Below are 12,535 nucleotides of genomic sequence, written 5' to 3'. Positions count from 1 at the left end.
ATGCCAATAACTCAGCAACAGTTGCTGCAGATCCTCCCGAACGCCCGCACCCAAGCGGGCGTTTTCGTTCCTGTCCTCAATACGGCTATGCAGCGGTGCCGGATTGTGGGCGCCAAGCGTGTTGCCGCGTTTATCGCCCAGATCGGTCATGAGTCCGGCCAGCTGCAGTCCGTACGCGAGATCTGGGGACCAACCCCGGCCCAGCGCAAATATGAGGGACAGGAAGACCTCGGCAACACGGAGAAGGGCGATGGCTCTAAGTACCGCGGGCGTGGCCTGATTCAGATCACCGGCCGGGCGAATTACGCGGCCTGTGTCGAAGCGTTGGGCGTGGACCTGATCAGCCAGCCAGAGCTACTGGAGCTGCCGCAATATGCAGCGATGTCGGCTGCATGGTTCTGGAAACAGAAGGGGCTAAACGATTTGGCCGACAAGGATCAGTTCAACGCCATCACTCGGCATATCAACGGTGGCCTGAACGGCTTGGAGGATCGTCTGGATATCTGGGCGCGGGCGGTGCTGCAATGAGCATGCCGCTACGAACCCTTCCTTATATAGCAGCGATTGCCGTGGCCGCCGCAGCGTTGTTCGGCGCCTATCACCATGGACTGTCCGTGAAGGATGCTGAGTGGCAGAGCCAATGGAGCGATCGCAACACCTTGGACGCCAAGGCTCTGGCTGCTAACGACACCAGAGAGCGCGCGAAGGAGCAGGCCTACCAGCAATCAATCAACAAGGCGGTTCAAGATGGGCAACGGAACATTGATCAACTCACGGCTGATGCTGCCACTGCTCGCGCTACTGCCGACAGCGTGCGCGGTGCAGCCGATAGCCTTGTCAGTCGACTCGCAGCCAGTGAAGCCAGCGGCAATTCCTGCACTGCCGCCGCAAGCAAGGCAGCTACCCGCGCCGCAATGGTGCTTGCCGACGTGCTCAAGCGCGCTGACGAAAGAGCGGGAGGCCTGGCTGAAGTTGCTGACCAAGCCAGAGCCCGGGGAGTGACCTGCGAACAGGCTTTCGATGGGTTGACCCATAACTGAAAAGGCTGGCCGGCTGAACGTGGCTAGGCCAAAATCGCGACCTAATTTTTCACTAAAGGACCACAATCAATGATCAAGCGTCTCTGGATGAAGATCGCTCTTTTCTTCTCGGCCATGTTTTCCTTTCACGCGATGGCAGCGAACGTGCTGATCGTTGGCGACTCGATTTCGATGGGTTACACCCCGTTTGTGCAGCAGATCATGGGTGACAAGGCCAATGTTTCGCACTACGACGACAATTCCCGTGACACGAATTATGGCCTGGCCAACATCGACACCTGGATCGGTTCGACGAAGTGGGACGTGATCAGCTTCAACTTCGGTATCTGGGACATGGGCAAGGTTCACCCGTTGTACCCGAACCAAGGCCATAATGGTCCGGTAGCAGTACCGCTGGCGCAATATGAGTCGAACCTCGATGCGATCATCACCAAGCTGAAACTCACCAACGCCAAGCTGGTGTGGCAGACGATCACCATCATTCCTGAAGGCGAGCCGAATCGGTACGCCGGCGACGAAGATCCTTACAACGCTGTAGCGGTCCGTGTCATGAAGAAGCATGGCATTCCCGTGAACGACCTGCACACGCTCACCAAGGCTTTCCCGGCCGAGTTGTTCCGTGAACCGCACGACGTGCATTACAACGACGCCGGTTACAAGAAAATTGCTGAGAGCGTCGCCGCGAGTATTAAAAAGCAATTGTGATAGGGATTGTGTTTGTCCGGCAGGACGCCGTAGGTGGGATTATCTGCTGACAATTCTTCCCCAAAACGCAACAGTTTGGACCAATGTTTATTGGGTTCAAAAGAGTCGCAAAAGCAGGTGGTTTTAGAGGGAGATTTCGAAATCAAGGCCTTGATTTGAAAGGCCTTGATCTATTTTTATGCGGCATCCCAGGCTTTGACACCGCCAATTCACTCCGGCGCCATAAGCACCGCAAGCGTCAGCTTGATGAACTCTTCGTTCTTGTCGATGGTGTCCAGGGCGCCGCGCACGTTGTCCGCGACTTCGGCGGCGCCTTGCTGCTCGACCCAGTTGGACAGTTCAAGGATGGCGGCCTCAAGGGGTCAATTGGTTTTCGTTGATCTTGAAGAGCAGGGAAGGGAGCAGGTCTGAATTTGGCATGGTATTCCTCCGTGGAAGAGGAAGGGGTAGCAGGCAAAAAAGGATTGGGATTCGTTTGGCAGAACGCCGGAGAAGGGGATGCTACTGTAGGAATATGCAACGGTAAGTTATTGATTCTTATAGGGTGATGGGTCGGTTTTTAGAGTGTCGAAAACCACAACCTTCACCTTTCATATCAATAGGTTACAACTGGCTCCCGGTCACCTTGACATGGTGGGGGTCGTTGGTTCGAGTCCAATCGCGCCTACCAAACAAAATCCGCTCTGCTGGGCGGTCTAGAAGGGCCCACCGAAAGGTGGGCCCTTTTTTGTTGGCTGTGGATTTACACAACGTTTGCAACACCCCCCCGCTCAAAACGCCAATTCAGCGCCCATCTGCAATTCATCACCTCAAGGCAATCGCCGAGGGATAACCAAGGCTCCGTGGTCATCCAAGCCAGGTATCACCTTCCATTACCCGATGCGACGCTGAAGTGATGGCAATTTGGTATTGCTGAGATTTACGGATATCGTAGCGCCCAATCTTTTACAGGCAATGGACGGCAGTAATGACAACAGGGACTTCAATCGTTACGAAGCAAGAGACTTACTCGGGTTACGAGATCCTTGTCGCTACAGTCGGCCCGATCAAAACAAATCCAGACGAACCGGAAAATCTGCAAACGCATCACACGACAAAAATTTCGATTTGGTTCAACGGCAAAGAAGTCAGAGAGGTCAGTGAAGCGCCTTCGATGCTTTTTGTGTCGCGTGAAGATGCGGCTGAATTTGGCTTCGAAATTGGCCGAATGATTGTCACCCAGCGTCGCAAGTTAACTGCTTTCAAGCGGGTAGTTCGCATCTGCGAGCTCTTTAAGCTACCGCGATTGCTTTTCCGTTATTAAGAATTCAGGCCGTGAAGCGGGTGGGCTCATCCGTAATCATTCAACTGCCGGGCAGGCACTCTCCATAAAGTTCCGGATAGCGCAGGCAGCCTCTATTGCAGATACCTGAAGCAGGCAATACGGTGCTTTTTGAGCTACTACTTCAGGCCAATCCGAACGTTGGCTTGAGGGAGTATATCGATGCTTGTGCACTGGTTTCTTGCTGCGATCCATCTCTTGGCGTTTGCCTTGGGTTTCTGGGCAGTCCTGTCCCGCGGTACGGCTTTTCGGCGCCTGGCCAAGGGCGTAGGGGATGCTCGCAGCGTATTGATTGCGGATAACCTGTGGGGGATTTCTGCAGTCATCCTGCTGGTCACGGGTGGGATGCGAGCCTTCGCCGGGTACGAAAAGGGCGCTGACTATTATCTTCACCAGCCGCTGTTCCATCTAAAGATGACGCTTTTCGTTCTCATCCTGCTGCTTGAAATTGCGCCGATGATCACGCTGATCAAGTGGCGGATGGCGCAGGCGCGCGGCGTAGCCATTGATGCCGGTCGATCAAAGTTGTTCGCGCGGATCAGCCATATCGAAGCGCTGCTGGTGATGCTGATGGTTGTGGCGGCCACGGGCATGGCGCGGGGAGTGATATTCGATTAGTTGGGTAGGAATGCATTCTTCCCCAGGCTTAATCCGAAACGTCCGACAGCCATGGCTTGAGATATGCCGCTAGTATCGGCTTCACGTTCGGGGATGGGATCGACGATGCGTGAATCTTTAGCCAGCCGTGGTCCGGAGCGAACAGGCTGGCTACTGACTGCAGCAGGATTCAGGATTGCGGCTTGTCCGGGGCGGTCAGGCCAGCCTGAATGCGCTGATAAATTTCTTCGCGGTGCACCGCAACGTCTTTCGGGGCGTTTATGCCAATTCTGACTTGCTGGCCGCTTACGCCCAGAATGGTGATCGTAATGTCATCACCAATATTTATGCTTTCACCGACTTTGCGGGTGAGTATCAGCATGGTCTTCTCCTTGATTGCTTTGTAGGGCACCTGATTCGGACAGTGCAGAGGTCGGTGGTATGTATAGATTAGTGCGAAGTCTCACGGTTTGGGTGCCTCTTTCTGACGCGCAGATGCTGCATTAATTCCCAAGGCGTAACTATACAGAGGCCGCCTCCATGATTCTCGTTGTTTTGAGCCCATTTTGCGGCACTCGAGAAGTATTTATGGATGTTAAAATCCCCGCTTTCAGCATTCAGAGGGAAGCGTTGTGCGCAAAATGGCTTTGGTAATCGCAGTACTGGCATTGGCGGGATGCGGTGAGGGTAAGCGCGTTGATGCGCCAAAGCCGCAGCCAGCTGTGGCGGCAGCAACGACGGCGGTATCTGCGCCGCAGTGGGATCTGGAGGTTCGAGGGGAAATAACCCAGGCTGTCAGCGACCTGAGTGGCTGGCTGATCGAGCACAGTTTCATTTCCAGCGTGGTCAAGGAAAATGGCAAGACCCGCATCCTGATGGGCCCATTCAATTCGAAAGCCGAAGCTGAAGCCAAACAGGAAGAGGTGCGCGCGGCACTGACCCGGGCGAAAAAACAGAACATCGAACTGCTGGTCATCGAGCATCCGGTGACTCAGTAAGGCGCCTTGGCGCCAGCACTTGTTGAAAACGAAAAAGGCCTGGGGCATTCAACCCCAGGCCTTTTTGTTTTCAACAAGTGCTTAACCGCACGCTTTCATGTCTACCGGCCCGACAAACTCGTTGCCGCGCCCCATCACGCACGCCACGCTCTGATTGCGCTGGCGTTCCCAGGCTTGTACCGGATAGGTCTTGTTCCATGCATCGTACAGTTGTCGATCCTGTTTCGACAGGCGCAAACCGTACTGCTTGCTCATGTAGAAGTAAGTCCGGGCGATCATGCCGCGAATGGAAGGGCGGGGCATGACCTTTTTGGCCTTGAAGTCGACTTGGGTCAGGCATGAACCGTATTGCCCCGATTGCTCCGGCAGCCAGCCAAAACTGAAATTACTGCGATCACCATTCACTTCGCCGATGCTTGGCACCAGGTTATGCAAGTCAGCCTCGGCCTTTTGGTAGGTTGGGTCGTAGCGAGTGCAGTTCTTGCGTCCGCCTTCCTGCCAGCACTGGCGCTGATGGCCGATCTGCCAGGCCGGAACGATGTGCTCCCACTCGATGCGCGAAGCGCGCTTGGCATTTTTGCGTGGTACATAACCGCAGGCCGACAGGTTCACCTTGTTGCCGGTGTATTTACAGCCGCAATAGAACTCGGTGGATTGCGGGGCGTACAGCTTCCAGGCGACTTTCTTGGCTTCGCTGAAGGTGCGCGGGGCGTCAGCTTGCGCGCCCATTGCGAAGAGCAAAAACAGTAAAGCAAAACAACGGACACTCATTGACTCAATCTTCCTTCGGCACAACCCAGAAAATCTGCACACCGCCATCGTCGCGGTAGGCGAGGGTAACGTTGTCGTTTTCGTCAATTTCTTCGAGTAGTTGCTCCCACTCATCCACCGGTTCGTCCGGAAGGCGGAAGATCAGGGCCGCCTTGGCTTTCTGGGCGGTGGGGGAATTGATGATTTTCTGAACGCGCATGCCCATGCGTTCATAGGCGTCAGGAGAGGCAGAGGTCGTAGCCACGGGATTATCCTTATTAAGCTGTACGTGCATACAGTATTTAACTGTAGGCATTTTCGCAACTGCTTAAAATTCAAGAAAATCCTCTGACAGCAGTTTTTTCCGTTTGGTGTAGGAAGAAGGAAATTTTTATCAGATAAGAAACCACTCGCCATGGATGGCGAGTGGTCAAAGCGGTGCCCGACCGGGACCGGTCGGGCGAGGGCGAATCAGTATTCCCAGAACATCCGTTGCAGCTCTTTGCTGTCATTGGTCTTGGTCAGCGCGACCATGGCCAGGATGCGCGCCTTCTGTGGGTTCAGGTCATGGGCCACAACCCAGTCGTACTTGTCGTCAGGCTGTTCGGCGTTACGCAATACGAAGCCACCGGCGTTGACGTGGGAGGAACGAATGATTTGCACGCCATCCTTGCGCAGGGCTTGCAGGGTTGGAACCACGCGCGAAGAAACCGAACCGTTGCCGGTGCCCGCGTGGATGATGGCTTTGGCGCCCGACTGAGCCAGCGCTTTGTAGGCGGTATCACTCACGTTGCCGTAGGAATAGGCGATTTCCACGTCAGGCAGGCTCTTGATGTTCTTGATGTCGAACTCCGAGTCCATGGTGTGGCGCTTGGCCGGCAGGCGGAACCAGTAGGATTTGCCTTCGACTACCATGCCGAGCGGACCCCAGGCGCTTTTAAACGCTTCGGTCTTGATGTTGATCATTTTGCTGACGTCGCGACCCGACTGGATTTCGTCGTTCATGGTCACCAGTACGCCTTTGCCGCGTGCGTCTTGGCTGCTGGCCACGGCCACGGCGTTGTACAGGTTCAGCATGCCGTCGGCGGACATCGCGGTGCCTGGGCGCATGGATCCTACGACGATGATCGGTTTGTCGGTTTTTTCCACCAGGTTCAGAAAATAGGCGGTTTCTTCCAGGGTGTCGGTACCGTGGGTGATGACGATGCCATCGACGTCTTTGCTGTCGGCCAGTTCAGCCACGCGACGGCCCAGTTGCAGCAAGTTGTCGTTGGTAATGCTTTCGGATGCGATCTGCATGACCTGTTCGCCGCGAACATTAGCCAATTGGCTCAGTTCCGGAACGCCGGCGATCAGTTGCTCGATGCCGACTTTCGCCGCTTGATAAGTCGCGCTGTTGGCGGCGCTGGCGCCCGCGCCGGCAATGGTGCCGCCGGTGGCCAGGATTACTACGTTCGCCAATTTCTGTTTGTTTTCGACTTCTTTCGCCTGAAGGGCGGTCGGAAGGAGCAGCAGGAGGGCTAAGGCGCCCGGAACAAAAGTCTTGAAAGCAGATGTCATTATTTTTCTCTCTAGTAGTGAGACGGTGCGGATGCAGGTTCATCTAGATGCGCCCCGACAGATCTGAACGTCTGGGGTGAATGAGAGGGAGCAGGATCTGTACCAGTCATACCTGGAAATGAAAAATAGCTTTAACCTAATGATTTATATCAATTATTCACATTTCGTTGGTCGTGATTTAAACGTCCTGTTGTCCGGTTTTCCGAATATGTTTGTTATTTGCGTTCGGCTCTCCGAAAAGGGCTACGTCTGCTGTAGATCAAGTCGCCTTGCAAGATGGCAAATCATTGCTAAAGAAACCTGCGCACAGGTCGATGTTTCTCTGAAGGATTATTTTTCAGGAGTTCATATGTCGTTTTCGATCGGTTTTCCCAATGCAGGCGCAATCACCATCGGTGGCAAGTCCACCGCTGTGATCAACACCCTGAGCGAATCAACTTCCGAGGCTTCGACACTGGCGTTGGGTACCGAGGAAGAGGGTGGCGCTACCAAGGTGCGGACCGGTGGTGGCGCGGAGAACGAAACGAAAACCGACAGTGAAAGCGGCAGCGACCAAAGCGTCGCGGTGAAAATGTTGCTCAAGCGTATGCAGGAATTGCAGCAGCAACTGCGCGAACAGCAACAGCAATTGGCGGCAGCTCAAGTGGCGCCTTATACGACGCCGGAAGCCAAAACGGCTGTCGTCATGTCGATTCAGGGGCAAATTGCCAACACCAGCGGGGCGCTGTCGGAAGTCACAGGTAATCTGGTCAAGGAACTGGCCAAGGGCTCCAGCGCGGGCGGTGTGATCAGCACAACGGCATAACCGGTTTTGTTGCCCGAAGCACAAACCGTACTTTTCGGTCGTTGACAAATATCGGCAGGGTTCGCATAGTTCAGTCTACGCAAACGTTTGCGAGGCACTGCCGATGGCTTGTGCCATCGGTTCACGCGGTGAACCTTACGCCAGCGCAAGCGTTGCTCAGAATAATCATAAGATCGGAGTGAACCCATGAAGCTGCCATTCGCTGGACGTCTTCTCGCTGTCGCTATGCTGGCTGCCGCATCCGCCGTGTTGCCTCTCTCCTCGGCCTTCGCCGACACTGAAAAACCCAAAGTCGCACTGGTCATGAAATCCCTGGCCAACGAATTCTTCCTGACCATGGAAGACGGCGCCAAGGCGTACCAGAAAGACCATTCCGCCGATTTCGACCTGATCTCCAACGGCATCAAGGACGAAACAGACACGGCGGGCCAGACACGTATTGTCGAGCAAATGATTCTGGCCAAGGTCAATGCGCTGGTCATCGCTCCCGCTGACTCGAAGGCCATGGTTCCGGTGATCAAGAAAGCCATCGACGCCGGCATCACCGTGATCAACATCGATAACCAGCTGGATCCAGCGGTCGTCAAAAGCAAAAATATCAATGTTCCGTTCGTAGGTCCCGACAATCGCAAAGGCGCGCGCCTGGTGGGTGAATACCTGGCCAAACAGCTGAAGGCCGGTGACGAAGTCGGTATCATCGAAGGCGTGTCCACCACCACCAATGCCCAGGCCCGCACTGCCGGCTTCAAGGATGCGATGGAAGCGGCGCAGATCAAGGTCGTGTCCCTGCAATCCGGCGATTGGGAAATCGATAAAGGCAACAAGGTCGCCGCGTCGATCCTCAGCGAATACCCGCAAGTCAAAGCCCTGCTGGCCGGCAACGACAGCATGGCCGTCGGCGCAGTGTCTGCCGTGCGTGCGGCGGGCAAGGCCGGCAAGGTGCAAGTGGTTGGCTACGACAACATCAACGCCATCAAGCCGATGCTCAAGGACGGGCGCGTCCTGGCCACCGCTGACCAGTTCGCTGCCAGGCAAGCCGTGTTCGGCATCGAGACGGCGCTGAAGATCATCAAAGGCGAGAAAGTCGACAGCGGCACCAACGGCGTGATCGAAACTCCGGTAGAGCTGGTGACCAAGTAGACCTTTAGGCGACACAACGGTGCTCGCCCGTCCGGGCGAGCGCATGGAGAGTTTTTATGTCTGTTTCCGCTCCGAACGCTGTCCTCTCGGTCAGCGGTATCGGCAAGACCTACGCGCAGCCTGTCCTCACCGGTATCGACCTGACGCTGATGCGTGGCGAGGTGTTGGCGCTGACCGGCGAGAACGGCGCCGGCAAAAGCACACTGTCGAAGATCATCGGTGGATTGGTCACGCCGACCACCGGCCAGATGCAATTCCAGGGGCAGGATTACCGCCCTGGCAGCCGTGCCCAGGCTGAAGACCTGGGCATCCGCATGGTCATGCAGGAACTCAATCTGTTGCCGACCCTGTCGGTGGCGGAAAATCTGTTTCTCGATAACCTGCCCAGCAACGGCGGCTGGATCAGCCGCAAGCAATTGCGCAAGGCTGCGATCGAAGCCATGGCTCAGGTCGGGCTCGACGCGATCGACCCGGACACCCTCGTCGGCGAACTGGGCATCGGTCACCAGCAAATGGTCGAGATCGCTCGTAACCTGATCGGCGATTGTCATGTTCTGATCCTCGACGAACCCACCGCGATGCTGACGGCCCGTGAAGTCGAGATGCTGTTTGAGCAGATCACGCGCCTGCAGGCTCGTGGCGTGTCGATCATCTATATCTCCCATCGCCTGGAAGAGCTGGCGCGGGTGGCTCAGCGCATTGCGGTGTTGCGCGACGGCAACCTGGTCTGCGTCGAGCCGATGGCCAATTACAATAGTGAGCAATTGGTCACCTTGATGGTTGGCCGTGAGCTCGGCGAGCACATCGACATGGGGCCGCGCAAGATTGGCGCTCCGGCGTTGACGGTCAAAGGGCTGACCCGCTCCGACAAAGTGCGCGACGTGTCCTTCGAAGTGCGCGCCGGCGAGATCTACGGGATTTCCGGTTTGATCGGGGCAGGGCGCACTGAGTTGCTGCGCCTGATCTTCGGCGCCGACGCAGCGGACAGCGGCACGGTTGCGCTGGGTTCACCGGCAAAGGTCGTGAGTATTCGTTCGCCGGCGGACGCAGTCGGTCATGGTATTGCCCTGATCACCGAAGACCGCAAGGGAGAGGGCTTGCTGCTGACCCAGTCGATCAGCGCAAACATCGCCCTGGGCAACATGCCGGAGATTTCCAGCGGTGGCTTCGTCAACAACGGTGAAGAGATGTCGCTGGCCCGGCGTCAGATCGACGCCATGCGCATCCGCAGTTCCAGCCCGACGCAATTGGTGTCGGAACTGTCCGGCGGCAATCAGCAGAAAGTCGTGATCGGCCGTTGGCTGGAGCGCGATTGCTCGGTGTTGCTGTTCGACGAGCCGACTCGCGGCATCGACGTCGGCGCCAAATTCGACATCTATACGCTGCTCGGTCAGTTGACCCGTCAGGGCAAGGCGTTGGTGGTGGTGTCCAGCGACCTGCGTGAACTGATGCTGATCTGCGACCGCATCGGCGTACTGTCGGCGGGGCGCCTGATCGAGACTTTCGAGCGCGACAGCTGGACCCAGGATGACTTGCTTGCCGCTGCTTTTGCCGGCTATCAAAAACGTGATGCGCTGCTCAACGAAGCAGTGCCTAGGGATCTTCCATGAAAACTGCAACATCTGCCGGTAAACGTAGTGGCAATTTTTACGGCCTCGGCACCTATCTGGGCCTGGCCGGTGCCTTGCTGGCGATGGTCGCGCTGTTCTCGGTCCTGAGCAGCCATTTTCTGTCTTACGACACTTTCAGTACTCTGGCCAACCAGATTCCGGACTTGATGGTGCTGGCGGTCGGCATGACGTTCGTACTGATCATCGGCGGTATCGACCTGTCGGTGGGCTCGGTGCTGGCACTCGCCGCGTCGACGGTCAGCGTGGCGATTCTCGGTTGGGGCTGGAGCGTATTGCCGGCAGCGTTGCTCGGCATGGCGGCAGCCGCATTGGCGGGGACGATCACCGGTTCGATCACGGTGGCGTGGCGGATTCCGTCGTTCATCGTCTCCCTCGGCGTGCTGGAAATGGCACGCGGCTTGGCCTATCAGATGACCGGTTCGCGCACCGCCTATATCGGCGATGCCTTCGCCTGGCTGTCCAATCCGATTGCCTTCGGCATTTCGCCGTCGTTCATCATTGCCTTGCTGATCATCTTTATCGCCCAGGCCGTGTTGACCCGTACGGTGTTTGGTCGCTACCTGATCGGCATCGGCACCAACGAAGAAGCCGTGCGTCTGGCGGGGATCAATCCAAAACCCTACAAGATTCTGGTGTTCAGTCTGATGGGGCTGCTGGCCGGTATTGCCGCGCTGTTCCAGATTTCCCGCCTGGAAGCGGCGGACCCGAATGCCGGATCCGGCCTGGAACTGCAAGTGATCGCTGCGGTAGTGATCGGCGGCACCAGCCTGATGGGCGGGCGCGGCTCGGTCATCAGCACGTTCTTCGGGGTGTTGATCATCTCGGTACTGGCCGCTGGTCTGGCGCAGATCGGCGCGACCGAACCGACCAAGCGCATCATTACCGGCGCGGTCATCGTGGTGGCGGTGGTGCTGGATACCTATCGCAGTCAGCGCGCAAGCCGGCGGACCTGAGTCATGGCAACAATCAAGGATGTGGCAGCGCTCGCGGGGATTTCCTACACCACGGTTTCCCATGTGGTGAACAAGACCCGGCCGGTCAGCGAAGAAGTGCGGATCAAGGTCGAAGCCGCGATCAAAACTCTAGACTATGTGCCCAGCGCAGTGGCCCGCTCGTTGAAGGCCAAGACCACCGCGACCATCGGTCTGCTGGTGCCCAACAGCCTCAACCCATACTTCGCCGAACTGGCGCGCGGTATCGAGGATTACTGCGAGCGCAATGGCTATTGCGTGATCCTCTGCAACTCCGACGACAACCCGGACAAGCAACGCAGCTACCTGCGCGTGTTGCTGGAAAAGCGGATTGACGGGCTGATCGTGGCGTCAGCCGGTGGGGATGCGGGGTTGGCGGAAGGTCTGGCGGGTGTGCGCACGCCGATGGTGATTGTCGACCGTGGGCTGGAAGGGGTTGATGCGGACCTGGTGCGCATCGATCACGAGTACGGCGCCTATCTGGCGACTCGTCACCTTCTGGAGTTGGGGCATCGGGACATCGCCACTATTGGCGGGCCGGCCAGTACCAGCGTCGCGCAGATGCGTCTGGCAGGTTATTGCCGCGCCTTGAAAGAGGCGGGCGTCGAAGTGCCTCGCGAGCGCATGCTGGAAAGTGACTTCACCAGCACCGGCGGTTACAGCGCCGCCGCGATCCTCCTGGAACATAACCCGCCCAGCGCCATCTTCGCCGGCAACGACATGATCGGAATCGGCGTGCTGCGCGCCGCCGCCGAGCGCAATATTCGTGTGCCGAGCGAGCTGTCGGTGATCGGCTTCGACGATATCCAGATGAGCCGTTATGTCTATCCGGCGCTCACCACGGTCGGGCAGTCGATCTTGCAGCTCGGCGAGATGGCGGCCGAAGTGCTGTTGCGCAGGATCGCCACGCCGGCCATGGCCACCGATCAACGGATCGTGACGCCCAGTATTGTGCTGCGGGAATCGACCGCGCCGCTGGCCGGTGTGTTCGCCCAGTTTCGTTGAAGTAGAAAGCGC

General features: G+C 57.1%; 15 protein-coding genes and 1 pseudogene. 11 read left to right on the top strand and 5 right to left on the bottom strand.

The genetic code is table 11. From position 1 onward, the window contains the following. The 3 genes from F8N43_RS19095 (at position 1) to F8N43_RS19085 (ending at position 1,745) form a co-directional block, all read left to right on the top strand. Complete coding sequence (locus F8N43_RS19095) at positions 1-528, top strand: glycoside hydrolase family 19 protein (RefSeq protein ID WP_150654175.1); 528 nt, start codon at positions 1-3, stop codon at positions 526-528. Continuing rightward, on the top strand, positions 525-1,040 hold the full coding sequence (locus F8N43_RS19090) for a DUF2514 family protein (RefSeq protein WP_150654174.1): 516 nt from the start codon (positions 525-527) through the stop codon (positions 1,038-1,040). The genes F8N43_RS19095 and F8N43_RS19090 overlap by 4 nt, the downstream gene beginning before the upstream one ends. 69 nt (positions 1,041-1,109) lie before the next feature. Further along, positions 1,110-1,745, top strand: a complete 636-nt coding sequence (locus tag F8N43_RS19085) for an SGNH/GDSL hydrolase family protein (protein ID WP_150654173.1) — start codon at positions 1,110-1,112, stop codon at positions 1,743-1,745. A 209-nt stretch (positions 1,746-1,954) separates the two neighbouring features. Here F8N43_RS19085 and F8N43_RS29575 read toward each other — a convergent pair. Further along, positions 1,955-2,165, bottom strand: a pseudogene (locus F8N43_RS29575) (hypothetical protein). Positions 2,166-2,712: 547 nt separating this feature from the next. Here F8N43_RS29575 and F8N43_RS19075 point away from each other — a divergent pair. Continuing rightward, a complete protein-coding gene (locus F8N43_RS19075; protein WP_150637386.1) occupies positions 2,713-3,048 on the top strand; it encodes a hypothetical protein in 336 nt (111 codons plus the stop codon). Positions 3,049-3,228: 180 nt separating this feature from the next. Next, positions 3,229-3,684 (top strand): DUF2214 family protein, encoded by a 456-nt coding sequence (locus F8N43_RS19070; protein ID WP_150637384.1) that lies wholly within the window; start codon positions 3,229-3,231, stop codon positions 3,682-3,684. 169 nt (positions 3,685-3,853) lie between these two features. Here F8N43_RS19070 and csrA read toward each other — a convergent pair whose 3' ends face one another. Further along, positions 3,854-4,045: a carbon storage regulator CsrA gene (gene csrA, locus F8N43_RS19065; RefSeq protein ID WP_008028241.1), complete on the bottom strand. Its 192-nt coding sequence runs from the start codon at positions 4,043-4,045 to the stop codon at positions 3,854-3,856. A gap of 250 nt (positions 4,046-4,295) precedes the next feature. On the opposite strand from csrA, the gene F8N43_RS19060 reads away from it, so the two are divergent. Then, positions 4,296-4,661, top strand: a complete 366-nt coding sequence (locus F8N43_RS19060; RefSeq protein WP_150632447.1) for an SPOR domain-containing protein — start codon at positions 4,296-4,298, stop codon at positions 4,659-4,661. Positions 4,662-4,742: 81 nt separating this feature from the next. Here F8N43_RS19060 and F8N43_RS19055 read toward each other — a convergent pair whose 3' ends face one another. The 3 genes from F8N43_RS19055 to F8N43_RS19045 all read right to left on the bottom strand — a co-directional run bounded on the left by F8N43_RS19055 (position 4,743) and on the right by F8N43_RS19045 (position 6,971). Further along, positions 4,743-5,432: an endonuclease gene (locus F8N43_RS19055; protein WP_150637380.1), complete on the bottom strand. Its 690-nt coding sequence runs from the start codon at positions 5,430-5,432 to the stop codon at positions 4,743-4,745. Positions 5,433-5,436: 4 nt separating this feature from the next. Continuing rightward, a complete protein-coding gene (locus F8N43_RS19050) occupies positions 5,437-5,727 on the bottom strand; it encodes a DUF1654 domain-containing protein (RefSeq protein ID WP_150632445.1) in 291 nt (96 codons plus the stop codon). A 155-nt stretch (positions 5,728-5,882) separates the two neighbouring features. Next, the gene (locus F8N43_RS19045) at positions 5,883-6,971 is read right to left on the bottom strand and encodes an asparaginase (RefSeq protein ID WP_150654172.1); all 1,089 of its coding nucleotides are present in this window, start codon (positions 6,969-6,971) and stop codon (positions 5,883-5,885) included. A 349-nt stretch (positions 6,972-7,320) separates the two neighbouring features. Here F8N43_RS19045 and F8N43_RS19040 point away from each other — a divergent pair, with 349 nt between their 5' ends. The 5 genes from F8N43_RS19040 to F8N43_RS19020 all read left to right on the top strand — a co-directional run bounded on the left by F8N43_RS19040 (position 7,321) and on the right by F8N43_RS19020 (position 12,523). After that, positions 7,321-7,776, top strand: a complete 456-nt coding sequence (locus F8N43_RS19040; protein WP_150632501.1) for a hypothetical protein — start codon at positions 7,321-7,323, stop codon at positions 7,774-7,776. Positions 7,777-7,962: 186 nt separating this feature from the next. Further along, a complete protein-coding gene (locus tag F8N43_RS19035) occupies positions 7,963-8,916 on the top strand; it encodes a sugar ABC transporter substrate-binding protein (RefSeq protein WP_150637378.1) in 954 nt (317 codons plus the stop codon). Between the two features lie 56 nt (positions 8,917-8,972). Beyond that, the gene (locus tag F8N43_RS19030) at positions 8,973-10,526 is read left to right on the top strand and encodes a sugar ABC transporter ATP-binding protein (RefSeq protein WP_150632442.1); all 1,554 of its coding nucleotides are present in this window, start codon (positions 8,973-8,975) and stop codon (positions 10,524-10,526) included. Further along, positions 10,523-11,500, top strand: a complete 978-nt coding sequence (locus F8N43_RS19025) for an ABC transporter permease (RefSeq protein ID WP_150632441.1) — start codon at positions 10,523-10,525, stop codon at positions 11,498-11,500. Before F8N43_RS19030 ends, F8N43_RS19025 begins: the two co-directional genes overlap by 4 nt. A gap of 3 nt (positions 11,501-11,503) precedes the next feature. Beyond that, positions 11,504-12,523, top strand: a complete 1,020-nt coding sequence (locus F8N43_RS19020) for a LacI family DNA-binding transcriptional regulator (RefSeq protein WP_150632440.1) — start codon at positions 11,504-11,506, stop codon at positions 12,521-12,523. Positions 12,524-12,535 lie beyond the last annotated feature (12 nt).

Source organism: Pseudomonas fluorescens (genome assembly GCF_902498065.1).
GTDB classification, from domain to species: Bacteria; Pseudomonadota; Gammaproteobacteria; order Pseudomonadales; family Pseudomonadaceae; genus Aquipseudomonas; species Aquipseudomonas fluorescens_BJ.
The sequence above is the reverse complement of the archived record's forward strand: the minus strand, read 5'-3'. Positions and strand labels throughout refer to the sequence as shown.